This is a genomic window from Zhongshania aliphaticivorans, from assembly GCF_001586255.1.
In the GTDB taxonomy this organism is placed as follows: Bacteria; Pseudomonadota; Gammaproteobacteria; order Pseudomonadales; family Spongiibacteraceae; genus Spongiibacter; species Spongiibacter aliphaticivorans.
The window spans coordinates 45,420-67,960 of record NZ_CP014544.1; the positions used below are offsets into that span (position 1 = coordinate 45,420).

The window sequence follows — 22,541 nt, forward strand, 5'->3', positions numbered from 1 at the left end:
CAGAATTGATTGGATCTGAATATGGTAACTGCATGGAGTTTCGCGGCCTTTTTAACAGTATTTGTACTGATTGGCCTGTCGTCATTGTTTTTAAACAAACATCATAGCAGCGATTATTATTTGGCCAGTAATTCGGTACAGCCTTGGTTGGTAGGCTTGTCTGCGGTTGCCACTAATAATAGTGGTTATATGTTTATTGGTGTTATTGGCTATACCTACACGGTGGGCTTGTCGGCATTTTGGGTCATGGCGGGCTGGATCGCTGGCGACTTTATTGCCTCCCATTTAGTACACCGAAAGCTGCGGGCGACCACTGAGAGTAGCGGCCAGCTCAGCTATATTGGCGTACTCAGTAATTGGACCGGCACAAACATGGGCCGTTACCAAAAGCTCGCCGCGCTTTTATCTTTAGTGCTATTGCTCGCCTACGCTGCTGCGCAACTGCTGGCCGGTGGTAAAGCCTTGCAAGCCCTGTTTGATTGGCCGCGCTGGGCCGGTGCTGTAGTAGGCTCGGTATTGGTCGCAGCCTACTGCTTAGCGGGTGGTATTCGCGCCTCTATTTGGACCGACGCCGCCCAATCGGTCGTGATGATCACCGCGATGGGTGTCTTGCTCTGGGTTGCTGTCGCGGCCTTAGGCGGCCCAGTTGCCACCGTTGACGCGCTTTATCAAATACCAAATTATATGAACTGGTTTCCCGAAGACCTCGCCTTTCCCGGTGCGGCGGGGGCCATACTATTCGCCTTGGGTTGGCTGTTTGCCGGCTTCTCGGTGGCGGGTCAGCCCCATGTTATGGTGCGCTTTATGACCTTGGCCAATACCGGTGACATGACGCGCGCACGGGTTTGGTATTATCTGTGGTTTGTCGCCTTCTACTTGATGGCCACCGCGGTTGGTTTGTTGTCGCGCTTATATTTACCAGAAATTGGCAGTTTTGACGCCGAGTTGGCACTGCCGACTATGGCCTTGCAGCTATTGTCACCGGTTATGGTTGGGCTGATATTAGCGGGGATATTCGCCGCAACGTTGTCTACAGCAGACTCGCTAATCTTGAGCGCATCCGCTGCCCTCACCCACGACCTTTCACCAAAAAGTATTGAGCGGCCGTTGTTGATCAAATTGGCCACTTTTGGTGTGACGCTATTTGCGTTGGGCTGGGCTTTGCTCAGCGCCCAAACGGTATTTGGTATGGTGGTCATGGCGTGGTCTGGATTAGCAAGCGCCTTTGTTCCAGTGTTAGCAATTCTGATAAGTGGTCGTCGCCCCAATGAGGGTACGCTTATCGCCGTCAGTGCGGTTGGTATTTCCACGGCATTACTGTGGCGTTACTTCGATCTGCATAATATGGTTTACGAAGGCTTGCCTGGTATTGCTGCGGGTATCGCCACCTACCCTGTTGCCCAGTGGTTGAGTAATAGTGTAAAAGCTAAAGCCGCCACTTAGCGTGCATCGGCAATCTTGGCAGCGGTAATACGCTGCGCATCATTCACACTCTGCACCTTATACCCCTAATGATTAGCGGTGTATGAGGTTTGCAATCTCTTTCCGCTCCTTCCATTACTGCGCTTGCCTAGTCTGTAGCGCGATGGATGTTAGTGAGTCAGGGCTACTCTCCTCAACGGTCTTATCGCTAAATATCTCGTGCTGATGTTGGCGTAAACACATGCCTACGTAAGGAGCATTCCGCTAGAAAGTGTGTAATAGAGGGGTGGCTGCGCTTCGATTTTGAGATACTTCGCACACTTACAGTTAGCCATAGAATATATTATCTGGGTCTATTCAGTTCTGCCTAAGTCACTGCCGTGTCAATAACGGTCTTGAATATCACAACTTGAGTAGCTCATCAGAACAATAACTTTATTGCGTAACACTATGTGGAGTACCTAATGACTATGAATAGCACAAAGAAACTTGCCGCAGCCGTCATGCTGACATCGTTATCAAGCTTAAGCGTCGCCGAACCGTTGGCACCCGTCCTTGGTCTTTTGGATGGCGTTGGTGGTGGCGGTCTTCCCGGCTTAGATGCATTGCCTTTAGATCCATCTGCGCTAATGGGTAGCGGCACTAATTTACTTAGTATTGGCAATTTGCCGGTTACCCCAGCAGACCTACTTAGCTTGCTGGCGTTAGTGCCGCTGCAGACGGGAACAGATGTGCTCGCGAATACGGGTTTGCCCTTGAATTCAACAGTAGCGCAAGTGGGCGGTCTTGCAGATTATAATTCTCTGCCAATTAACCCATTTTCCGTAATAGCTGGTGGTGGCTTGTCTGGTATACCGGCTAATCCGAGCTTGCTTTTAGGTGGCGGTTTACCGGGACTTACGCTAATTCCCGTCGCTCCACTGGCGCCAATTATTGACGGCGGGCTTCCAGATATTGGCGCCCTGCCGGTCGATTTTTTGGCCTTAATTCCGCTGTAATACGATTGGGTATTTATAGGCGTGAATAAACTTCACGCCTACTGTAAAAAATCCGGCAATATTAGCGTCGGCTTACCACATTCCCTCCACCGGGCATTTCTGCTGATATCCCTTACATTGCTACTGGAGCTTGTCTATGGCATCGCCACGCGCCATAGTATTGCCCAGTAAATTCTATGTGGTGAAGGATGGCATTGTCGTGAAAGCAATTATCTTAGTCGTTACTATCGTGATAATCGCAGTAAGCTACAGCTGTCGTGCCAATAGCCCGGAAAGAATGACGGACTTTTTATCGTCGAGCGCCGTTCAGATTGCCGAGGCTGATCAAATCCTTGGTGAGGCTTACAAAAATAAACGTAGCGATATTCAGGTGCAAGGTCAGGGCCGAGTTGAAAAAATCCTCGCCGATGATAATAAAGGCAGTCGCCATCAAAGATTTATTCTCCGTCTTAGCTCTGGGCAGACCTTATTAGTTGCCCACAATATTGATCTCGCGCCGCGTATTGCCGGTTTGCAGGTGGGTGATAGTGTCGGCTTTTACGGTGAATACGAGTGGAACCAGCGCGGTGGCGTGGTGCACTGGACGCATCGTGATCCCGCTGGCCGCCATGCCCATGGCTGGCTAGCGCATCAGGGGCGGCGCTATCAGTAAAAGTTTAGCTTAAGGCTTTCCACAAACCCAATAGGCTAATGACGAGTAGCGTGAGACCTAAAAAGCGAAAGAACAACGGCGTTTCCGCCTTGAGCATATGCTGGTGAAAGCGCAGACCAATGACATGGCCAATGGCCGCGCAGGGTAGTAGCCAGAGATGATGAATTAGCTGTAAATCAATTCCCGCGTAGATAAACGCGCCTAGCTTAATACCAACAAAAATAAACCACAGCGCAAATAAGGTGTCGCGCAATTGCTCTCGGGCAATGTGTTGCGCGGCAACCGCAATAATTAATGGCGCGCCAATCAATGAGGTGCCGCTAATATAGCCGCCGACAATTAAAAATAAGGCATCAATAAATTTGCTATTACTTTTAAAAGGCTTGTTGGCGATATAGGAGATGGCATAAACCGAAACGATGGAAAAAATAATAATGCTAAGGGTGTCGGCTGGTGAAGTGATTAAGCCAAACACGCCTAATAGCTTGGGCACAATCATAATGCCGAGCATATAACGCAAATAGGGCCAATTCACGGTGCTGGCATGCCTGCGGCCAATCGCTTGGCTGCTGCGATTATTTAAGATCAAGGTAATCGATGAAAAAATGAGCAATTGCACCGAAATCAAGGGCAGAAAAACCAAGGCCTGATTATGTACAAGTAGTAGGAACGGTAGGCTTAATACCGCGCCGCCAAAGCCTAGCCCAGAGCGCACAAAGCCGCTCCAAATAAAAATAATGCCGATCAGTACATACTGATAGAGGGCGAGGTCGGCCATCAGAATCCTGTTTGGTTTGGGAAAATAAGGTGGGGCGCAGTACGCTGATTGTAATGGGCGAGGCGATAAAATCCTAGCGCGTAGGAGCCGACGATTTCATGGTGTATATCGTATCTTTACTGCAATACCTGGCCGCGCGGCTTGCAATCTCTGCTCCGTAGCCCCATTAATAGATATGCTGAACTCTAATTAAAGGCTGATTCAATGTCTGCTCAGAACAATAACGGTGCCAAAGACCCCTGGGGCTCTGGCCAACAGTCGCCCCCAGATTTAGACGCGATTATTAATAAGGGCATAAAAAACTTAAAAGACAAATTTTCGGGAGGTGGCGGCGGTAACGGCGGTGGCCCAGGTTTGCGGCGCGCGCTGCCTATGATTTTATTGTTTGCTGCGGGTCTTAGCCTGTGGTCCGCTTATTATACCGTGCCGAGCGATTCAGTGGCGGTAGTTCAGCGTTTTGGGATGTATCTAAAGGAAGTTCCCCCCGGTCTGCACTTCAAATTGCCATTGGGCATTGATAAATCGACCGTAGTGCCAGTAAAGCGCCAGCTCAAGCAGGAGTTTGGTTTCTCGACACCGGGCGCCAGAGATGCGTATCAAGGTAGTCGCGACGGCAATCTGGAAACTCAAATGGTGACCGGCGATTTAAACGCAGCATTAGTCGAGTGGGTGGTGCAGTACCGAATTTCTGATCCGGTAAAATTCTTATTCGCTGTACGCGAACCGGCAGAAACGCTGCGCTATGTGTCAGAGTCCGTAATGCGGGAGGTGGTGGGTGACCGTACAGTAGACGAAGTTATTACCATTGGTCGTCAGGAAATTGAAATTGAAGCCCTGCTAAAAATGCAAGAGTTGTCCAGCAAATATGAAATGGGCATCAATATTGATCAGGTGCAGCTCAAAAACATCAATCCACCTCGCCCTGTGCAGGAATCCTTTAACGAGGTAAACCAAGCTCAGCAGGAAAAAGAAAAGCTCATTAACGAAGCGCGCCGCGAATACAATAAAGTTATTCCGCTGGCCGAAGGTGAGAAAGACCAGCGCATTCGCGAGGCCGATGGTTATCGTTTAAAGCGTATTAATGAGGCTGAGGGTGATGTTGCTCGCTTTAACGCATTGTTTACCGAATACCGTAAAGCCCCGGAAGTTACTCGGCGCCGAATTTACATAGAAACCATGCAGGAGATTATGCCCAATATTCAAAACAAAATTTTGGTCGATGACGATATGAGTGGCTTGTTACCGCTGTTAAACATTGGCGAACAAAAGGGCAGCAAAAAATGAAAAACACAAAATCGATTGCCGCCATGATCTTATTGTTTGGCGGATTGTTTGTCTTGATGAGTTCGGCCTACACGGTTGATGAAGTCGAACAGGTCATTATCACTCAGTTTGGTAAGCCAGTTGGCGAGCCAGTTACCGAGGCCGGCCTAAAGTTTAAAGTGCCTTTTATTCAAGAAGTTAATCCCATCGATAAACGGGTCTTGGAATGGGACGGTACGCCATCGGACATGCCGACCAAAGATAAGCTGTATATCTCCGTTGATTTATTTGCACGCTGGCGTATTGTCGACCCGTTGCAATACTTTTTGCGACTGCGCGATGAACGCAGTGCTCAGTCGCGCTTAGACGATATTCTGGGCAGTGAAACCCGCAATGCTGTAGCCAAGCACGAACTAATTGAAATTATTCGTACTACTAAAGACCGTATCCCCTTGCGCGATGCAGCACTGGCGTCCTCTTCTCAAGGCTTAAATATGGGCGCATTGGTGCCGATTGAAAAAGGTCGACAGATGGTGGAACAAGAGATCTTTACCGAGGCCGCGGAGAAGGTGGGTGTCTTTGGTATTGAGCTGCTCGATATTCGATTTAAGCGCATTAATTACAACGCCAGTGTACGACCTAAAATCTATGATCGTATGATCAGTGAGCGCCGCCAGATTGCCGAGCGTTTTTTATCTGAGGGTAACGGCGAAGCTGCACGGATCCGTGGTAACCGCGTTCGCGAGTTAAACAAGATTCAGTCTGAGGCCTACCGCGAAGTAGAAGAAATTCGCGGTCTTGCCGACGCTAAAGCTACCGAAATTTACGCAAGCGCCTATAATCAAAGCTCGCAGTCGGTAGAGTTTTATGAATTTACTCGAACCATGGCGGCCTACTCATCACTTGTTGATAAGAAGACCACCTTGGTGCTGTCTACCGACAGTGATTTGTTCAAGTTCCTAAAAGGCATGACCCCGCGACCGGGGAAGTAACATCACCGTGTAAAGGAGCATTACAATGAGTAAAGAGCAAAAGAGTAATAAGGAAACTAAGAAAAAGCCGGCCTTGTCGCAAAAGGAAAAGCGCCAAGCTAAAAAGTCGAAAGTCAGTTCAAGACCAGACCCTTTCGCTAAGCTTTGACTTTATCGGGCGGTGGCGCGTAAGCGCCCCGCTTTGATTTGCAGACGTTTGCCCCGCCTTAACATCATCAACTATTGATTTTGCACAATAGAATTTAAGCGCTTGAACCCCACCTAGAAACACGATTTAATTTACATAGTGCCCAGCCAAATCAACGTAGCGTCGTTGTTCCCTACTTTAAACGGTGTCGACAAGGATGAGTTCAACGCCCCAAAAGACGGCTATAGAAGACTTGTATCGGCAAGAATCTCGGCGGGTGTTTGCGACCCTGCTGCGCTTGCTGGGGGATTTTCAATTAGCTGAAGAAGCCCTTCAAGAAGCGTTTATTGCGGCCCTTAAACAGTGGCCCAGTGATGGTGTTCCCGCTAACCCCCGCGCGTGGTTAGTCTCGGCGGGTCGGTTCAAAGCTATCGATGCACTGCGTCGCCAGTCCCGTTTTATAAAGGGTTTAGACGATATTGCCGACAGTATCGAAGCAACTACCCCAGACTATGCAGGCCTCGCTGATGACGAAATTGGCGATGACCGCTTGCGTTTAATCTTTACCTGCTGCCACCCTGCTTTATCGGAAGATAGTCGGGTTGCCCTCACTCTGCGCGAAGTGTGTGGTCTGACCACCGAGGAAATCGCCAGTGCTTTCCTTTGCAAGCCGAGCACTATTGCCCAACGCATTGTGCGCGCCAAAGCCAAAATTCGGGCGGCCCATATTCCCATCAAGTTCCCGGTGCAAAGGAATTACATGGGCGTTTAAACGGGGTGCTGCAGGTGCTGTACTTATTGTATAACGAAGGTTATTCCGCTTCGGCTGGGGACAGCCTCGGGCGAATGGATTTGGCGGTAGAGGCTATGCGATTGACGGAGCTATTGCTGCAATTGCAGCCTCATGCAGAAACAATGGGCTTACTAGCTCTCATGTTATTGCAGGAGTCACGTCGCGACGCGCGTTGCAGTGAAGACGGTGAATTAATTTTATTGCCAGACCAAGATCGGAGTTTGTGGAAACAGGACGATATTCGCCGAGGTGCCAGCTTGGTTCGTGGGGCTTTACTGCGCGGCCCCGTCGGCGTTTATACCATTCAAGCCGCTATTGCGGCCGTTCATGCCGAGTCACCCAATGCGGCGGCAACTGACTGGGCTGAAATTGTAGGCTTGTATGATGTGCTTATGGGGCTAAGCCCGAGCCCCATCATTGCTTTGAACCGGGCGGTGGCTTTGGGAATGCGCGATGGCCCAGCGGTGGGTTTGTTACATGTGGACGGCATTTTGCGCAGCGGCGAGTTGCACAGTTATCATTTACTCCACGCGGCCCGAGCCGATTTTCTCCGACAATTAGGCGAGCGAGATGCCGCATTGGCGGCCTATAAACAGGCACTCCGTCTTGTTGAGCAAACCACTGCCCGCCGCTTTTTGGCGGGGCGGGTAGCCGAATTAGAGAGCGCCTGAATCGCTGCCGTTAAAGTCCTTATGAAGGCCTTTAAGTAGGCGGTCTTTGTCGGCCCACAATTCCGATACCCACTGTTGAAACTCCCCGCGAAATTGCTCATCGCTCAAATAGTCGCGACTTAGAAAGCGTGGCGCAATGGTCTGCTTTTCAATACGCACCACAACCTTCTTCACACGGCCGGACAGAAAATGCCAAAAGCTGCGATCATCGCAGGGGTAGTAAATAGTGAGGTTGAGCATAGTGTGTAATTGCTCACCCATTGCGCCTAAAACAAAGGCTGCACCGCCGGCTTTGGGTTTTAGCAGGTGCTGATAAGGCGACTGCTGCAGCTGATGTTTGGCTGGCGTGAAGCGAGTGCCCTCTAAAAAATTGAACACGGTGACAGGCGTATATTTAAATTTTTCGCAGGCCTTGCGCGTTGTTTTCAGGTCCTTGCCTTTTAAGCTGGGGTTCTTGGCAATCTCGGCTGCGGAATAGCGCTTCATAAAGGGAAAGTCTAATGCCCACCAGGCAATGCCGATCACAGGTACCCAAATCAATTGCTGTTTAAGGAAAAACTTGAGCATGGGTATTTTGCGGAAAAGCACTTTTTGGGCGACTAAAATATCGGCCCAAGACTGATGGTTGCAGGTGACAAAATACCAATCGTCGAGGCTTAAGTCCTCTGCGCCTTCAATATCCCAATGGATATCATTGATGACGTGGAGCAATACATTATTGAAACCCACCCATAAATTGGCGATTTCAATCGATGCCACGGTACACCAGCGCCGCCATGCTGTGATCGGAATGACTAATTTAAGTATCGCCACCAGTAACAAAAATGGGACTAGTGTTAGCGTGGAGCAAATAATTAAAAATAGCGTCAGGCTGCCGCGCAGCCAGTGGGGGAGAAAATTCAGCATGAGTTTTTATCTTTAACCGCCTTTAGTTGTGGCTATTGTAACGCATGAACACATTGTTGCAGAGCCTTTGTCACGCCCTCAAGGAATCTTCTATTACCAAAATTTAAAGGCCTGCGGTGGTAGTAGGTGCTTGCTTAAGAATAAGCTTGGCCGAGTTACAGAAATAATTAGCGGTGCCTGTCAAATTGCTGTCGTCTCAGACGACTAAGCTGATATGCGAAAGCGAACAGCGAAAGTAGAGGGAGTTATTATGAAATACCTGTGTTTGGTCTATGGCGAAGAAGCCAAAATGGCAGAAATGGACGATGCCGAATGTATTGTCTGTCGAGACGCGTTAATCGAAAGCGGTCACTTTATTGCCGGTCACGCACTGCAGCCGGTAAGCACCGCCACCACCCTGCGTCTGCGAAGCGGAAAGGTGGCGATTACCGATGGGCCCTTTGCTGAAACCAAAGAGCAGTTGGCTGGTTTCTACTTGCTCGAAGCCAGGGATTTAAATGAAGCGCTAACTAAAGCGGCCAAGATTCCCCCCGCGCGGATCGGCTCGATAGAAGTGCGCCCCGTGCGGGAGTTGCAGGCAGATTAGTGATATTTAGGAGCGTGAATCAATATGATCGAGGAGAGTAAATAATGACGTACGTCGACGGCTTTGTATTACCCGTACCTGAGAAAAATCTCGCGGCTTACTGGGCAGTGGCCAAAATAGCTGGCGAGGTCTGGAAGGAGCACGGGGCCTTGGCTTATATGGAGTGTGTGGCAGATGATGTAAAGACTGGGGTTCACACTTCTTTTCCGCAAAGTGTCAAATTAGCGGCAGATGAAGTTGTCGTGTTCTCGTGGATTGTTTTCGCATCTCGACAAGAGCGCGACCGTATCAATGCCGCCGTAATGACAGATCCGCGCATTGCCGAGCTGATGTGCGCCGAAAATACGCCTTTTGACGGCAAGCGTATGATCTACGGCGGCTTTAAAACGATGGTAGATATGTAAATAGGATTAGCGTCGTCGTCCTATAAATAGTTGATAAATGGCAGTGGAGTTGCGTAATGAAGCGAAACAATTGGGTCTATTTCTGTTCACTTGCGGTAGCGATATTGCTTGCCGCATGCCTGCCTGTGGCCAATCAGGATCAAACCCCGGCGAAGGCCTTTACCACAGAAGCACCTACAGGGGCTTATACGCTCGACCCCTCCCATGCGGACCTGTCATTTCGCGTTAGCCATTTGGGCTTTTCGGTGTACACCGCACGGTTTGCAGAGTTCACGGCGGAGCTTTATTTTGATCCGGCGACGCCGACGGCAATGAGGGTGAATGCCACCATTGATCCGCGCTCTCTTGTACTGCCATCACCGCCCGAGGGCTTTCTCGACACCTTGCTGGGCCCGCAATGGCTGGATACCGCTCAGTATCCGCAGATTAGCTTTCGCTCGACAGGTGTTGAAACCGGTGGTGCGCGTGCGCTGCGGATCACGGGTGACCTCACTCTTCATGGGGTCACCAAACCGGTTGTGCTCGACGCGACATTTAATGGTGGTTACGCCGGCCATCCCCTCGACCCACATGGCCGGATCGGCTTTTCTGCGCGGGGCATGTTTAAGCGATCTGATTTTGGTATTTCAATAGGCATTCCGGCGCCGGGTTCGACCATGGGCGTGGGCGATGACCTAGAGGTTATTATTGAGGCAGAGTTTAGTGGGCCGCCGCTCAAGCAAGGCTAACGCTTATAAATAGATGAAGCGTGGGGTTTGAATGTAATCGTGTCGCGGTCGGGGTAGGATAAGGGAGTCCTCTCCCAGTGCAGGTACAGTATGAGCTTCACGATTCAATTGGGTCGGCACAGCTATCATTTTGCTGATTTAAAAACGCTGCTGGCCAAGGCGAGCCCAGCCCGCTCGGGGGATTATTTGGCGGGTATCGCCGCCGCTAGCCATGAAGAGCGCGTGGCCGCACAATGGGTCTTGGCAGATCTGCCCTTGCGGCATTTTCTGAATGAGCTGGTTATACCTTATGAAAGCGATGAAATTACTCGGCTCATTGTTGACGGTCACGATCTTGCGGCCTTTGCCCCGGTAGCGCATTTAACGGTTGGCGGCTTTCGCGACTGGCTATTGTCAGATGCTGCCGACACGGCTGCGTTAACGGCCCTCGCGCCAGGCTTAATGCCGGAAATGGTCGCGGCCGTTAGCAAATTGATGCGGGTGCAAGATCTCATTGTTGTGGCCAAAAAGTGCGAAGTGATCACTCACTTTCGCAATACCATCGGCTTGCGCGGTCACTTTTCTACGCGCTTGCAGCCAAATCACCCAAGCGACAATGCGGCGGGGATTGCCGCTAGTCTGATCGACGGCCTGCTTTATGCCAGTGGCGACGCGGTGATTGGCATTAACCCCGCATCTGACAATACCCAGACGGTTGGCCGACTATTGGGCTTGTTAGATGAGTTTATTCAACGCTTTGAGATTCCCACCCAATCCTGTGTGTTAACCCATGTCAGTACGACGCTGGCGCTAATAAACCAAGGTGCACCGGTAGATTTGGTCTTTCAGTCGATTGCAGGCAGTGAAGCGGCCAACAGCAGCTTTGGCATTAATGTTGCGATGCTCAATGAGGCGCATGACGCGGCACAGTCACTTGGGCGCGGCACGGTTGGCAATAATGTGATGTATTTTGAAACCGGGCAGGGCAGCGCCCTGTCGGCTAATGCCCATCACGGCGTCGACCAACAGACAATTGAAACCCGTGCATATGGACTGGCGCGACAATTTTCGCCGCTTTTGGTGAATACCGTGGTCGGCTTTATTGGGCCTGAGTATTTATACAACGGTAAGCAGATAATTCGCGCCGGCTTAGAAGACCATTTTTGCGGTAAGTTGCTCGGTTTGCCGATGGGCTGTGATATTTGCTACACCAATCACGCAGAGGCAGATCAAGATGACCTAGACACCTTGCTGACCCAGTTCGCCCTCGCGGGAGGCAGTTTTATCATGGGTGTCCCCGGCGGCGACGATATTATGCTGAACTACCAAAGTACCTCGTTTCATGATGCTCTCGCGATTCGGCGGCTATTATCGCTGCCGCCAGCACCGGAGTTTTTGCAGTGGTTGCAAAAAACCGAGATTATGGATGCCAAAGGCAATTTGCTGAGTGGGCAGTGCCTACCTCCGGTGTTTGCGAAAGCACTTAACTTTACGGAGGCTGGCCATGGCCAATAGTACAATCGATAGCTGGCAGCCGCTGCGCGGCTACACCAGCGCCCGCATTGCACTGGGGCGGGTGGGTGTGGCTACTAGCACCGCGGTAAACTTGCAGTTTCAACTCGATCACGCCCGGGCCAGAGACGCGGTCCACCAAGGTTTAAATGTGGACGCGCTGGCAGCGGTCTGCAGCGCTACCCTAGCCGATATTGCGGGTAATCACCGTCAGCACTTACTGCCTGCTATTCAGCTCAGCAGTCAGGCCGGAGACCGCCATCACTATTTGCAACGGCCAGACTTGGGGCGCCAATTGCCCGAATTACAGTGGCAGGCCTTGGCTGAGCGCGCCGCAAGCCAAGCACCGATCGACGTGGCCTTAATTGTTGGTGACGGATTATCTTCTGCCGCCGTCAGTGCCCACGCCGCACCGGTATTGGCGATGCTGATTGCCGGTTTGGCTGAGCTCGGCTTGCAGCTAGGTCCCTTGTGCATTGCGAGTCAGGCCCGAGTTGCGCTGGCTGATGATATTGGCGAAGCACTAGGGGCGAGCTTAAGTGTGATCTTAATTGGCGAGCGCCCGGGCTTAAGTTCGCCAGACAGTCTTGGTATGTATATTACCTATAGACCTAAAAGGGGCTGTTCGGATGCCGAGCGCAATTGTATTTCGAATATTCGTGACGCTGGCTTGAGCTACCAGCAAGCGGTGGATACGGCCTTGTACCTTATTCGCGGAGCGCTGTTAAAGGGCTTTAGCGGCACCCAATTAAAAGACGACTCAGCGACCCTAACGGCCTCCTGCTTGGGCGTTCCATTTTTAAAATAAAGCCATAGGCATCAATTGCTTGTTTGCCGACGCTGGCATTTAAGCTGAACTTTTTAAGTGTGGTAGTGGTAAGCCCGTATGGGATTATGAGTCTTGTCCGACCAAAATATTAGCCTGGGTCAATTTGAATTATTTGTGGTGCAGTGGAAGGCGGCTTCACATCACTTCAAAACGCTATTGACGACTATACTTAAAAGCAGAACTGTAACATTTGCAGATACGTTGATAGGACGAGGGCAAATGTAAGGTGATTAGATGCAGTACGCTGCCGAGGTGATTTTGTGATAGCTCCTGAAACTCCGGACAATGAAGCCGAGCGCTTAAAAACACTGCGTGCATTGAATATTTTAAACACACCAATTGAAGAGCGCTTCGATCGTATTACACGTATGGCGCGGCGTTTGTTTGATGTGCCCATTGCTTTAATTAGCTTGATTGATGAAGACCGTCAATGGTTTAAGTCGGCTATGGGCTTGGCGGTGCGTGAGACACCTCGAGATATTTCCTTTTGTGGCCACACCATTCTCGACAACAATATTATGCTTGTGCCGGATGTGCGCGAAGATAAACGCTTTTTTGATAATCCCCTGGTAAGCAGTGAGCCCAATATTGGTTTTTATGCAGGCTGTCCGGTGCGCGCGCTAGATGGACAGGTGCTCGGTACCCTGTGTTTAATTGACACAAAACCAAGAGATTTATCAGAGGAAGATTTGGAGATAATGCGTGATCTCGCACTGATTGTTGAAGCGGAGATTGCGACGGTAGAATTGACGACGGTAGATGAATTGACCAGCATCAGTAATCGACGCGGCTTTCTCATGCTGGCAGAGCACGGCTTAAATATGTGTGCCCGCCGTCATTTACCCGCTTCACTAGTAATGATTGATATTGATAAATTCAAAGCGGTAAATGAAGCCTATGGTCACCGTGAGGGTGACCGCGCATTGCGCAGTTTTAGTGAGCAAATGAAAAATAAATTGCGGGCTTCAGATTTGTTTGCCCGAATCGGCAGCGATGAGTTTGTCATCTTGTTAACCAATACGTCTGTTCAAACCGCTGAATCAGTAATGACGGACTTCACCAAAACTTTAGGTGAATTTAATACACGAATAAATCGGGGCTATGAGTTGGCATTCTCCTACGGCGTTGTCGATTTTAATGCGAATAGACACTCAACGGTGGAAAAAATGCTCGCCGACGCTGATATTATTCTGTACGACCAGAAAAAGAAAAGGCGCTACTCTGAACGCTTAGCAGAAAAAGACTAAGGGGTCGCTGCGCGAGGAACTGAATTCAGCGGTATGTATACCGCAAGGTGCAGTCTCGCTTGGCGACGGCCGTCAATCTATCTCTTGGGTATCTATAATCTAGTGCGAATAGCTGTATTCGCACCGAGCCTAGCGTTACCATGTCTGTGGCATTAAGCCAGCTAAGGTTTGGCTACGACAGTTAGCGTGGAGAATATGATGAGTGATATCCAATACCCTCTTGAGGGCTCTTGCCAGTGCGGAAATATTCGTTACCAGCTGTTGGCGCCGCCGTTAAAAATTATGGCTTGTCACTGTAAAGCCTGCCAAAAACTGTCGACCAGCGCCTTTAGTATTACCGCCCTCGTTAATGCCGATAGTCTTGTTGTTCAGGGCGAATTGGCACAGTGGGAACGTCTGGCTGAGAGTGGCAATAAAAACTACGCTAAATTTTGTCCCCACTGTGGCAACCGAATTTATCACTTTAATCAAGACCAACCAGAAACCATAAAACTCAAGGCCGCCAGCCTCGATGATACGCGGATTCTTAATCCCGAGGCCCATATTTGGGTCTGCCAGAAACAAGATTGGTACCAGATCCCAGAAGGCGTTCCTCAGTTTGATAAGCAGCCATAGCTCATCTTAAATCCTGCTTAGCCCCTGCGACATCATGCCGCATTGTTGTTGGCGTATTAATGACTAAAATGTGCAGCTCAAATTTGAGGTGCACATGTCTAAATCTATCTCGCCTATTATTTTGCTTAGTGTCTTTGCAGTGAGTTTGCCAGCTTGGGCGGAGCACGCCGTACTTGAAACCGTATTAGTGACTGCAACCCGCGACGATCAGCAGTTAGCGGATGTGGCGGCGAGCGTGGGCGTTTTAGACCAAGAGACCATTGAGGCGCTCAATCCCAGCCACGCCAGTCAGTTAATGAATCGGATTCCGGGTGTCAATATTGTTCAGCTCGGCTCCGGTGGCGAAGGCGTGGCCGCGGCGATACGCCAACCGGTGTCTTACAGCCCGGTGTATCTCTATTTGGAAAACGGTGTACCGACTCGCTCGGCAGGATTTTTTAACCACAATGCCCTCTATGAGGTGAATACCGCCTTGGCCAATGGTGTGGAAATTATTAAAGGCCCCGGTTCAGCGTTGTATGGTTCCGACGCCATGGGCGCGGTGATTAATAGCCTCGTGGGTCAACCTGCTATAGAAGAGCGCAGTACAATCACGGTCGAAGCCAGTGAGCACGATAATTACCGCAGTCAGCTGCGGGCGGCCCGTATTACCGCCAATGACAGTTATACCGTCAATCTGTCAGTGGGTAAGAACGGCAGCTGGCGAGACAATAACGACAGCGAGCGCCAAGAATTGGTCTTGGGCTGGTTTCGCCAGCTCGATTCCGCGTGGCAGGTCAATACGGTGTTAAGCGCCAGTCAGGTGGCGATGGCTACTGGCGGCTCGTCGCTGAGCTTGGCCGACTATTATAGCGAGCCAGAAAGAGCAGGGAACACCATTGGCTACCGGGATGTCAGCGCACTGCGGCTGTCCTCGGCATTTGAATTTAGTGGCGATGATCACAGTCTAAGCATTACCCCGTTTATTCGCAGCAATTCCCTCGCCTATGTGGCGACCTGGACCTTAAACACCGGCCGCGTTCAGCCAGCGCCAGCGTGGTGCCCCAGTTGTTCACCAGCGCTAGATTCCCAAGATGCCCATATTAATGAAGACGGTCACGACTCTGTCGGTGTGCTACTGAAATATCGCCAAGACCTTTCTGAACACAGCTTTGTTATCAGTGGTGTCGACATTGATCGCAGCCGTGGTGAGCAAACCCAATTTTATATACAGCGCACTGACAATGATCCCGGCCAGTATTGGTTAAGCTACCAAAAGGCGGGTCGGTTATACGACTACACCGTCGACTACCTCTCGGTGTCGCCCTATATTCATAGTGAAAGTCAGCTGACTGAGCGACTGCGCGGCAGCGCAGGCCTGCGTTACGACGCCATTGCCTACGATTACCAAGACAATATTGCGCGTGCACCCCGAGACCCCGCCCATTTGCGGCCGCTAGATCAAACATTGGATTTTGAGCATTTGAGTCCAAAGCTGGGCTTAGTCTACGATTTCTCAGATTCACTCAATGGCTATACGTCGTATCGGCACGCCTTCCGTATCCCCTCGGCGTCCCAACTATTTCGCGCCGGTGACACCGCCGACTCCACTGCCCTGGCACCAGTTAAAGCCGACAGTATTGAGTTTGGTTTGCGAGGGAATTTAGATGCCGCGAGTCGCTTTGATTTAGCGGTGTATTACATGCGCAAGCAAGACGAAATTTTGTCCATAGCCGACCCGCAAACCGGCACCCGCCGCAATGCCAATGCCGGGGAAACTTCTCATCGGGGTATCGAGTTAGGTTTAGAGCGAGACCTTAGTGAACGTCTCGACATTGGCCTTGCTTATACCCGCTCAGAACATCGTTACGAAGAATGGGTCGATCGCAGCGGTAATTACAGTGGCAATACCATGCCCGACGCGCCGGAGAGTTTTATCAATGCGCACCTTAACTACCGTCCTCACGTTTTAAACGGCGGCTATATCGAGTTTGAGTGGTTGCGCCAAGGCAAGCACTGGCTCGATGAAAAAAATGACAAGGACGGTATTAGCGGCGATCGCGATAAATACGACGGCCACAGCCTGTTGAATATCCATGCCGAGTATCAGTTCAATACCCAGCTTAGTTTTTATACGCGCATTTTTAATGTTACCGATCGCCGCTACGCGGAAACCACCAGCAAATATGGCCCGGCGTTTACCCCCGGCAGTCCACGCCTAGCGACCATTGGCATTAGAGTGGAGCTGTGATGAAAGCGCATCGCTCGCGGACGCCAAAACTCATCGCACTGCTTCTGCGCTGGCATGCAAGAGTCGGCATGGTCGTTGGCTTGGCTATTATTGGTTGGGGTTTAAGTGGCTTATCCCACCCTATTATTTCGCGCATTCAACCCGTTGCCGACGCCTTTGCTTATAAATTAGACGCCATGTCGACTGCGGACTTGCTTACGGTGGCTGCGGCTAGCGAGCGTGCGGGGATTACGGGCGATGCGAGTGCCGCGCGCTTGCTGGCTTGGCGCGGCCAGCAGTATTACCGCTTAGTTGTCGCGGATGCAGTTATATGGCTAGATGCCCGCACCGGCGAGCTTATCCCCCGTGGTGAACCGGATTATGCGGTGCATCTTGCTCGGCATTATTTAGGCGATCAGCAAAGTGCGATTCAGTCAGTTGAATTGCAGACGTCGTTTGACGATGACTATGTTTACGTCAACCGATTGCTGCCGGTGTGGCGGGTAAACTTTGCTCGGGACGACGGTATGCGAGTTTATGTGGATACCGCCAGTGACCGCCTCGGTACAGTGGTAAATAACACCAAGGCCATGACCAGCACTTTTTTCCGCAATGTTCACTCGTGGGTATTTATTGAAAACACCGCGCTGCGACTGAGCTTAATGAGCCTCTGCCTAATTGGCGGTGGGCTGATCTCCCTGGCAGGCCTACTGCAATATTACCTGCAGTGGCGAGCCGGTCGCAGCTGGCGACAAAACTCCCTTTTGCGCCTGCATCGCGGCCTTGGTTTAGCTGTAGCGATAACGGCGGTCACTTTTACGGGCAGTGGCTTATACCATTTATGGCAAAAGCAATTTTTGCCCAGCATTGCCGAGGTGCCGCCGATGGCGGCAGCGCTTAATAAGTTGAGTTTAGATTGGTCCAGCTTAAGTCCCTATTTGGTTCAAGCCGACCTCGTTAATATTGACGATGACTATTACTTTCGGGTCTGGGCAGGGGGTGAGCTGCAATACCGACGCGCAGCAAAAGGCGAGCTACTCGCGGATGGTGAAGCGGTTCACGCCCAAGCGCTTGCGCAGGCTTATATGCCAGTGGACTCCCCGTTAGTGGCAATGCGCACCGTGACCACTTTTGCCGGTGAATACGGCTTTGTGAATAAACGCTTGCCGGTGATCGCCCTAGATTACGACAATGCCGAGCACCTTAGTGTTTATGTGGAGCCCCGCAGCGGCGCGTTGGCGGCCGTGGTGCGGGACAGCGACCGGGTGGAAGGCCTAAGTTTTTCAGTGCTGCACAAATGGCATTTCATTGACGGTTTGGGGCGCACTGCCCGAGACAGTATTTCAGCATTTTTTGCTGCGGGCATCGCCTTGATGTTTATTTTGGGCATGGTTTTGTATATTCGCCGTTGGCGCCGACGTCTTGAGTAAAGCGCGTCATTTCGCTGCTTGGGCTTGAAAAAGCCCCTCGCAGCCGTCAGGCTGCACCGAGACATTTAATGACGAGCAGCACCATGCCAAGAAAAATCATAGAACTTCCCGAGCGCTTTCTCTTCACCACCGACTACGTGGTCTTGTACTCAGACGTCAATGTGGCCAATCACCTCGCCGCAGATCGTATTCCTTCCATCGCTATCGAGGCCCAGTTGCGCTTTATCATTGCCCTGGGCTATGAGCAGGCCACGGCATTTGAAGAGGCCGGTTTGATTATGGCCCACTCTGAAATCTCCTACCTCTCAGAGACCGATTACGGCGACCGTTTAGAAATAGACGTGACGGCAGTAAATTTCACCGCCAAAAGTTTTGATTTACTGTTCAGACTGCGCAATTTAAGCAAGGGCTTAGAAACGGCACGCATTAGAAATACCATGCTATTTTTTGACTACAGCAGTAAATCGGTATGCGCAGTACCGGAGAGTTTTAAGGCCAACGTTGCGAAGCTGTGACATTTCCAAGTGAATGAGGTTGACGGCGTGCTTAAAAAAGCTGCGTTACTGACACTCGCGTTGAGCGTGTTCCCCCTTACTCAGGCGGAAGAGCTCAATACCGGCATGCTGCCAAAATGGGAGCTAGGCCTAGGTCTGGCTGCCTTGAGTCTGCCGGACTATCCCGGTGCCGATCAGGGGCGCAGTTATGTACTGCCCTTCCCGTATTTGATTTATCGCGGTGAGCGCTTGAAAGCCAATCGGGACGGTTTGCGTGGCCTATTATTTGAACATCCCCGATGGGATCTCGATATTTCCGCTGGTGGCAGTTTGCCCGTAAATAGCAAAGACAATCGCGCCCGCGAAGGCATGGATGACCTCGACTTTAGCTTTGAATTTGGGCCGTCTCTGCGCTTTAAACTACGTGATACCCCAATTGAAAGTTTACAGCTGCGCTTTAATTTGCGCGCCCTGCTAGCGGTGGATGGTTTTCCGGGTATGTCTTATGAAGGCTGGGTATTAAATCCAGAATTGCGCTGGCAGCAACAGCTAACAGAGGCGCTATCTTGGGGCGCAAGCCTGCAGACGCGCTATGGCAGTGATGACTACCACAATTATTTTTACGGCGTTGCACCGCGTTTTGCGACGCTCAATCGGCCCGCCTATCAGGCCGATGCGGGTCATAATAGTAGCGGCGTGGCTTTGAATGTTCGCTGGCATGCTAACGCCGATTGGCGAATCAGTGCCGCGATGAGTTATATCGATTTACGCGATGCTAGTTTTAACGATAGCCCACTTTTTAAGAAAAACAGTGGCGCGTATTTTAGCCTATCGATGGCGCGCATTTTCTGGCGTGCAACTAAGCGAGTAGATTTTGGCCCAGCAGAGTGAGCTGAACTGCCGCTGTGATTGGGCTACAATAAGCCCATAATATTGACTTTCCCCCTGCCGTTTATCTTGGAAATATTGTTTTATGCCCCACTCTGCACAGGCAAGCGCGGTCGTTATCGGCGGCGGCCCAGCGGGCTTAATGGCTGCCGAGCAGTTGAGCGCAGCGGGTTGTGCAGTGGCGGTTTACGACAGCATGCCTACCGTCGGTAGAAAATTTTTGCGCGCCGGAATCGGCGGTCTCAATCTGACTCACAATGAAGAGTGGCCAAATTTTATTGCCCGCTTTGGCGACCGCGCACCCTTATTGCAGCCGTGTTTAGACGCCTTTAATGCCGAGTCTCTAAGGGCTTGGACGGCGGATTTAGGGGTAGAAACTTTTGTTGGTAGTTCGGGGCGCGTATTTCCCGTTGAAAAAAAAGCCGCCCCGCTTTTGCGCCGCTGGTTGCAGAGATTGCGGGCCAGCGGTGTGCGTATTCATCACCGTCACCACTGGCGGGGATGGGGTGCCGACGGTGAAATCCTAATTCAAGGGCCAGAGCAAAGCCTGAGTCTTAAACCTGATGTTATGGTGTTCGCACTGGGTGGTGGCAGTTGGTCGGCACTGGGTTCTACCGGTAAGTGGCTCGAGCTATTTGCGCAGCGGGGTATTCAATGCGCTGGCTGGCGGCCAAGTAATTGCGGCTTTGAATACCCATGGCGGCCTGATTTTATCGCCGAGCACTCTGGCGCTCCGCTTAAAACCGTGGCGATTAGCGTCACCGATTGCCATGGCCAGCTTTGGCGACAGCAGGGCGATGCCGTTATCTCGGCCTACGGCATTGAGGGTGGTCCGGTATACGGTGTATCGGCGCCAATTCGTGACGAAATTGCGGAGCGTGGCCAGTGCACGGTTTATTGGGATTTGGACCCCGACCGCAGTGTAGAGAAACTGCAACAGGCGATTGCTAAGCGTCGTCCCAAGGACTCCCTTGCCAATGTACTGCGTAAACAATGCGGGCTGTCTGGCAGTAAACTAGCCCTGTTCAAAACCCTGACCAGCAAGGCGCAGATGGCAAATATAGATGCCATACCGGCGCTGATTAAAGCCTTGCCGCAAACCTTGTGCAGCACCCGCAGTTTAGATGAGGCTATTAGTACCGCCGGGGGGGTTTGTTTTAGCGAGTTAGATGAAAACTTTATGCTAAAAAAACTGCCGGGCACTTACTGCGTGGGTGAAATGTTGGACTGGGAGGCACCCACAGGTGGCTATTTATTAACAGCGTGCTTTGCGAGTGGCCGCTGGGTGGGGCGTGCGGCGAGTAAACGACTTTCTGCGTACTAAATTATTTATGTTTAAGCACTTCAAATGGAGATTTAAAAATGGCGATGATAGAGTTTTCCGCCGACGAAAAAACGCTAATTATTGACAAGGTGCAGCGCTATTTTATCGCTGAATTAGACCACGATATTGGTAAGTTTGAAGCCGAATTTTTGATCGATTTTTTCTCGGAGGAAGTCGGCGCTTACTTTTACAACCGGGGCCTTAATGATGCCAAGGCCGTTTTGGAGGCAAAATTAGCGTCTATTTCGGATGATTTATACGAAATAGAAAAGCCGACGAATTTTGTGCGTTAGACTCGATCTTTATGACTAGTCGTGCCCAACGCCGCGTTGCTCATGCCCGCCACTGCAAACGATAATCCTCAGGGAAGGGGCCGTCTTTAAAGTCCATGACCGAACTGGCGCGCAGGTCGGTGCGGCGTAAAACCTGACGCACCATTTCTGGAATCATCGCCATGCCCAGGTATTTGCCCAAACATTCGTGGGAGGCAAAGCCAAAGTTGAAGTGGTGGTAATAATTTCGTTCGGGTTGGAAGTCGTCTGGCTGGTCATAGGCGTAGTCATCAAACATGGCCGACTGGGTGAGTAGCAGTACATTGCTATTGGCGGGGATGGTTGTTTGCCAGGCGCAGCCATTCGCCAATGTGTAATCTTGGGCAGTGCGACGAAATACATAGGGCGCGATGGGCACAAAGCGCAGCGCTTCCCACACCATTTTGTCAAAGACCTCAACATCCTCTAGCTGGGCTGCCCGCTGCGCCGAGGCAAGCAAACTCTCGTGGGCCAAAAAATACTGTATGGTTTGGGCCACCGCTTGCGAGGTGGTTTCTACTGCACCAATTAATAATCCGCCTGCGTTGACACCCACCCGCAGTAGCGAAAAGTCGACTTCCTTAGCAAAGCTACTGCGCAGCATTCGACTAACAATATCGTCGCTCGCTGCTGGCGGTTGTTGGCCAGCGAGTTTGCGGAACAGGGCTTTTAATCCATACCAGCCAATGAGCAGAATGTTTTTAGCTTGCTCAGCCTTGACCACGATAAGTTTGCGGGCCATTAGCTTTGTTATATAGCTCACTAGCTCACTGGATACTTTATTGTGCTCATCAATAATGTGTTGGTGTTTTTCGGGGCTATTTAAATCAAAGGGCTGATTGTGAAAGGCGTCATATTGATTCCAGAACGACCATTTAATCAGCTCCTTTTTATCAACGCCGTCTAAACCAAAATAATCTTGTACGAGAATAGTTGGCACTGTGCGGCAATAGTCGTTAACAATTTCAATATTCCCTGCGGCGCCATCTAAAATGTCTTTGCTGGCCCTGGCAATAAGCTGCCGAACCCGGGGAATATCGTCGCGGTTGAGCATGCCCTGCATCAGGGATTTTTCGCGATAATGCAGGGCATCATCGTCGTGAGCCATTAAATAGCCGGGATCATCGGCGGTCACACCCATCTTTGATTTATACAAATCTACAGTAAATATTTTTGGCATTTGCAGGGCGTCGCGCACGTCACAGAACTTGGCAACGAGTACGCACTCTGGGGTAATTAAAATTGGCCGCTCGGCGCGCAGTTGTTTAAAAAAGGGCAGCGGCTCGGATTTCATCCAAGCCTGCACCATGGGGTATTTCTCAGCTATTGGCGCAGCGTCATACTCCGGTAAATAATTGCGTGTATTCATGTTGGGTCCCCGTC

At 50.9% G+C, this 22,541-nt stretch carries 24 protein-coding genes; 21 read left to right on the top strand and 3 right to left on the bottom strand.

Features of this window, described 5'->3' with window-relative positions:
• Nucleotides 1-21 precede the first annotated feature (21 nt).
• The 3 genes from AZF00_RS00250 (at nucleotide 22) to AZF00_RS00260 (ending at nucleotide 3,072) form a co-directional block, all read left to right on the top strand.
• The gene (locus AZF00_RS00250) at nucleotides 22-1,443 is read left to right on the top strand and encodes a sodium/proline symporter (RefSeq protein WP_008253215.1); all 1,422 of its coding nucleotides are present in this window, start codon (nucleotides 22-24) and stop codon (nucleotides 1,441-1,443) included.
• Between the two features lie 443 nt (nucleotides 1,444-1,886).
• Nucleotides 1,887-2,420 (top strand): hypothetical protein, encoded by a 534-nt coding sequence (locus AZF00_RS00255; protein ID WP_008253216.1) that lies wholly within the window; start codon nucleotides 1,887-1,889, stop codon nucleotides 2,418-2,420.
• A gap of 136 nt (nucleotides 2,421-2,556) precedes the next feature.
• A complete protein-coding gene (locus AZF00_RS00260) occupies nucleotides 2,557-3,072 on the top strand; it encodes a DUF3465 domain-containing protein (protein ID WP_008253217.1) in 516 nt (171 codons plus the stop codon).
• A 4-nt stretch (nucleotides 3,073-3,076) separates the two neighbouring features.
• On the opposite strand, the gene AZF00_RS00265 is transcribed toward AZF00_RS00260, so the two are convergent.
• The gene (locus AZF00_RS00265; protein WP_008253219.1) at nucleotides 3,077-3,850 is read right to left on the bottom strand and encodes a TSUP family transporter; all 774 of its coding nucleotides are present in this window, start codon (nucleotides 3,848-3,850) and stop codon (nucleotides 3,077-3,079) included.
• 204 nt (nucleotides 3,851-4,054) lie between these two features.
• Between AZF00_RS00265 and hflK the strand changes: the two genes are divergently transcribed.
• The 5 genes from hflK (at nucleotide 4,055) to AZF00_RS19540 (ending at nucleotide 7,696) form a co-directional block, all read left to right on the top strand.
• Entirely contained in the window at nucleotides 4,055-5,134 is a 1,080-nt protein-coding gene (gene hflK, locus AZF00_RS00270; protein ID WP_008253222.1) for an FtsH protease activity modulator HflK, read from the top strand.
• Complete coding sequence (hflC, locus tag AZF00_RS00275; protein ID WP_008253224.1) at nucleotides 5,131-6,105, top strand: protease modulator HflC; 975 nt, start codon at nucleotides 5,131-5,133, stop codon at nucleotides 6,103-6,105. The genes hflK and hflC overlap by 4 nt, the downstream gene beginning before the upstream one ends.
• A gap of 25 nt (nucleotides 6,106-6,130) precedes the next feature.
• The gene (locus AZF00_RS19680) at nucleotides 6,131-6,253 is read left to right on the top strand and encodes a hypothetical protein (RefSeq protein ID WP_257722006.1); all 123 of its coding nucleotides are present in this window, start codon (nucleotides 6,131-6,133) and stop codon (nucleotides 6,251-6,253) included.
• A 196-nt stretch (nucleotides 6,254-6,449) separates the two neighbouring features.
• Nucleotides 6,450-7,004: an RNA polymerase sigma factor gene (locus AZF00_RS19535; RefSeq protein WP_231856172.1), complete on the top strand. Its 555-nt coding sequence runs from the start codon at nucleotides 6,450-6,452 to the stop codon at nucleotides 7,002-7,004.
• A 14-nt stretch (nucleotides 7,005-7,018) separates the two neighbouring features.
• Nucleotides 7,019-7,696 carry an RNA polymerase sigma factor gene (locus AZF00_RS19540; RefSeq protein WP_231856173.1) on the top strand — a complete coding sequence of 226 codons (678 nt, stop codon included), beginning with the start codon at nucleotides 7,019-7,021 and terminating at the stop codon, nucleotides 7,694-7,696.
• On the opposite strand, the gene AZF00_RS00285 is transcribed toward AZF00_RS19540, so the two are convergent.
• A complete protein-coding gene (locus AZF00_RS00285; RefSeq protein WP_008253226.1) occupies nucleotides 7,682-8,602 on the bottom strand; it encodes a 1-acylglycerol-3-phosphate O-acyltransferase, YihG family in 921 nt (306 codons plus the stop codon). The genes AZF00_RS19540 and AZF00_RS00285 overlap by 15 nt on opposite strands.
• 250 nt (nucleotides 8,603-8,852) lie before the next feature.
• Here AZF00_RS00285 and AZF00_RS00290 point away from each other — a divergent pair, with 250 nt between their 5' ends.
• The 13 genes from AZF00_RS00290 (at nucleotide 8,853) to AZF00_RS00350 (ending at nucleotide 21,140) form a co-directional block, all read left to right on the top strand.
• A complete protein-coding gene (locus AZF00_RS00290) occupies nucleotides 8,853-9,188 on the top strand; it encodes a YciI family protein (RefSeq protein WP_008253227.1) in 336 nt (111 codons plus the stop codon).
• Between the two features lie 44 nt (nucleotides 9,189-9,232).
• A complete protein-coding gene (locus AZF00_RS00295) occupies nucleotides 9,233-9,592 on the top strand; it encodes a DUF1428 domain-containing protein (RefSeq protein ID WP_008253229.1) in 360 nt (119 codons plus the stop codon).
• A gap of 56 nt (nucleotides 9,593-9,648) precedes the next feature.
• A complete protein-coding gene (locus tag AZF00_RS00300) occupies nucleotides 9,649-10,320 on the top strand; it encodes a YceI family protein (RefSeq protein WP_008253231.1) in 672 nt (223 codons plus the stop codon).
• A 90-nt stretch (nucleotides 10,321-10,410) separates the two neighbouring features.
• Nucleotides 10,411-11,814 carry an ethanolamine ammonia-lyase subunit EutB gene (locus AZF00_RS00305; RefSeq protein WP_008253233.1) on the top strand — a complete coding sequence of 468 codons (1,404 nt, stop codon included), beginning with the start codon at nucleotides 10,411-10,413 and terminating at the stop codon, nucleotides 11,812-11,814.
• Nucleotides 11,804-12,619, top strand: a complete 816-nt coding sequence (gene eutC / locus AZF00_RS00310; protein ID WP_008253235.1) for an ethanolamine ammonia-lyase subunit EutC — start codon at nucleotides 11,804-11,806, stop codon at nucleotides 12,617-12,619. The genes AZF00_RS00305 and eutC overlap by 11 nt, the downstream gene beginning before the upstream one ends.
• 281 nt (nucleotides 12,620-12,900) lie before the next feature.
• On the top strand, nucleotides 12,901-13,887 hold the full coding sequence (locus tag AZF00_RS00315; protein WP_008253237.1) for a sensor domain-containing diguanylate cyclase: 987 nt from the start codon (nucleotides 12,901-12,903) through the stop codon (nucleotides 13,885-13,887).
• Between the two features lie 198 nt (nucleotides 13,888-14,085).
• On the top strand, nucleotides 14,086-14,502 hold the full coding sequence (locus AZF00_RS00320) for a GFA family protein (protein ID WP_008253238.1): 417 nt from the start codon (nucleotides 14,086-14,088) through the stop codon (nucleotides 14,500-14,502).
• A gap of 94 nt (nucleotides 14,503-14,596) precedes the next feature.
• A complete protein-coding gene (locus AZF00_RS00325) occupies nucleotides 14,597-16,732 on the top strand; it encodes a TonB-dependent receptor (RefSeq protein WP_143829488.1) in 2,136 nt (711 codons plus the stop codon).
• Nucleotides 16,732-18,141, top strand: a complete 1,410-nt coding sequence (locus tag AZF00_RS00330) for a PepSY domain-containing protein (protein ID WP_008253240.1) — start codon at nucleotides 16,732-16,734, stop codon at nucleotides 18,139-18,141. The genes AZF00_RS00325 and AZF00_RS00330 overlap by 1 nt, the downstream gene beginning before the upstream one ends.
• 83 nt (nucleotides 18,142-18,224) lie before the next feature.
• Nucleotides 18,225-18,656: an acyl-CoA thioesterase gene (locus AZF00_RS00335; protein ID WP_008253241.1), complete on the top strand. Its 432-nt coding sequence runs from the start codon at nucleotides 18,225-18,227 to the stop codon at nucleotides 18,654-18,656.
• Nucleotides 18,657-18,683: 27 nt separating this feature from the next.
• Nucleotides 18,684-19,526, top strand: a complete 843-nt coding sequence (locus AZF00_RS00340) for a MipA/OmpV family protein (protein WP_143829489.1) — start codon at nucleotides 18,684-18,686, stop codon at nucleotides 19,524-19,526.
• Between the two features lie 82 nt (nucleotides 19,527-19,608).
• Nucleotides 19,609-20,847, top strand: a complete 1,239-nt coding sequence (locus AZF00_RS00345) for a BaiN/RdsA family NAD(P)/FAD-dependent oxidoreductase (protein ID WP_008253243.1) — start codon at nucleotides 19,609-19,611, stop codon at nucleotides 20,845-20,847.
• Between the two features lie 38 nt (nucleotides 20,848-20,885).
• Nucleotides 20,886-21,140 (top strand): DUF2164 domain-containing protein, encoded by a 255-nt coding sequence (locus tag AZF00_RS00350; RefSeq protein WP_008253244.1) that lies wholly within the window; start codon nucleotides 20,886-20,888, stop codon nucleotides 21,138-21,140.
• 40 nt (nucleotides 21,141-21,180) lie between these two features.
• On the opposite strand, the gene AZF00_RS00355 is transcribed toward AZF00_RS00350, so the two are convergent.
• Nucleotides 21,181-22,527 carry a cytochrome P450 gene (locus tag AZF00_RS00355; RefSeq protein WP_008253245.1) on the bottom strand — a complete coding sequence of 449 codons (1,347 nt, stop codon included), beginning with the start codon at nucleotides 22,525-22,527 and terminating at the stop codon, nucleotides 21,181-21,183.
• Between the last annotated feature and the right edge of the window lie 14 nt (nucleotides 22,528-22,541).

Bases quoted from the DNA above. Each gene is read 5' to 3' on its own strand.
- AZF00_RS00250 (WP_008253215.1), top strand. From the start codon at position 22: ATGGTAACTGCATGGAGTTTCGCGGCCTTTTTAACAGTATTTGTACTG.
- AZF00_RS00255 (WP_008253216.1), top strand. From the start codon at position 1,887: ATGACTATGAATAGCACAAAGAAACTTGCCGCAGCCGTCATGCTGACA.
- AZF00_RS00260 (WP_008253217.1), top strand. From the start codon at position 2,557: ATGGCATCGCCACGCGCCATAGTATTGCCCAGTAAATTCTATGTGGTG.
- AZF00_RS00265 (WP_008253219.1), bottom strand. From the start codon at position 3,850: ATGGCCGACCTCGCCCTCTATCAGTATGTACTGATCGGCATTATTTTT.
- hflK (WP_008253222.1), top strand. From the start codon at position 4,055: ATGTCTGCTCAGAACAATAACGGTGCCAAAGACCCCTGGGGCTCTGGC.
- hflC (WP_008253224.1), top strand. From the start codon at position 5,131: ATGAAAAACACAAAATCGATTGCCGCCATGATCTTATTGTTTGGCGGA.
- AZF00_RS19680 (WP_257722006.1), top strand. From the start codon at position 6,131: ATGAGTAAAGAGCAAAAGAGTAATAAGGAAACTAAGAAAAAGCCGGCC.
- AZF00_RS19535 (WP_231856172.1), top strand. From the start codon at position 6,450: ATGAGTTCAACGCCCCAAAAGACGGCTATAGAAGACTTGTATCGGCAA.
- AZF00_RS00285 (WP_008253226.1), bottom strand. From the start codon at position 8,602: ATGCTGAATTTTCTCCCCCACTGGCTGCGCGGCAGCCTGACGCTATTT.
- AZF00_RS00290 (WP_008253227.1), top strand. From the start codon at position 8,853: ATGAAATACCTGTGTTTGGTCTATGGCGAAGAAGCCAAAATGGCAGAA.
- AZF00_RS00295 (WP_008253229.1), top strand. From the start codon at position 9,233: ATGACGTACGTCGACGGCTTTGTATTACCCGTACCTGAGAAAAATCTC.
- AZF00_RS00300 (WP_008253231.1), top strand. From the start codon at position 9,649: ATGAAGCGAAACAATTGGGTCTATTTCTGTTCACTTGCGGTAGCGATA.
- AZF00_RS00305 (WP_008253233.1), top strand. From the start codon at position 10,411: ATGAGCTTCACGATTCAATTGGGTCGGCACAGCTATCATTTTGCTGAT.
- eutC (WP_008253235.1), top strand. From the start codon at position 11,804: ATGGCCAATAGTACAATCGATAGCTGGCAGCCGCTGCGCGGCTACACC.
- AZF00_RS00320 (WP_008253238.1), top strand. From the start codon at position 14,086: ATGAGTGATATCCAATACCCTCTTGAGGGCTCTTGCCAGTGCGGAAAT.
- AZF00_RS00325 (WP_143829488.1), top strand. From the start codon at position 14,597: ATGTCTAAATCTATCTCGCCTATTATTTTGCTTAGTGTCTTTGCAGTG.
- AZF00_RS00330 (WP_008253240.1), top strand. From the start codon at position 16,732: ATGAAAGCGCATCGCTCGCGGACGCCAAAACTCATCGCACTGCTTCTG.
- AZF00_RS00335 (WP_008253241.1), top strand. From the start codon at position 18,225: ATGCCAAGAAAAATCATAGAACTTCCCGAGCGCTTTCTCTTCACCACC.
- AZF00_RS00345 (WP_008253243.1), top strand. From the start codon at position 19,609: ATGCCCCACTCTGCACAGGCAAGCGCGGTCGTTATCGGCGGCGGCCCA.
- AZF00_RS00350 (WP_008253244.1), top strand. From the start codon at position 20,886: ATGGCGATGATAGAGTTTTCCGCCGACGAAAAAACGCTAATTATTGAC.
- AZF00_RS00355 (WP_008253245.1), bottom strand. From the start codon at position 22,527: ATGAATACACGCAATTATTTACCGGAGTATGACGCTGCGCCAATAGCT.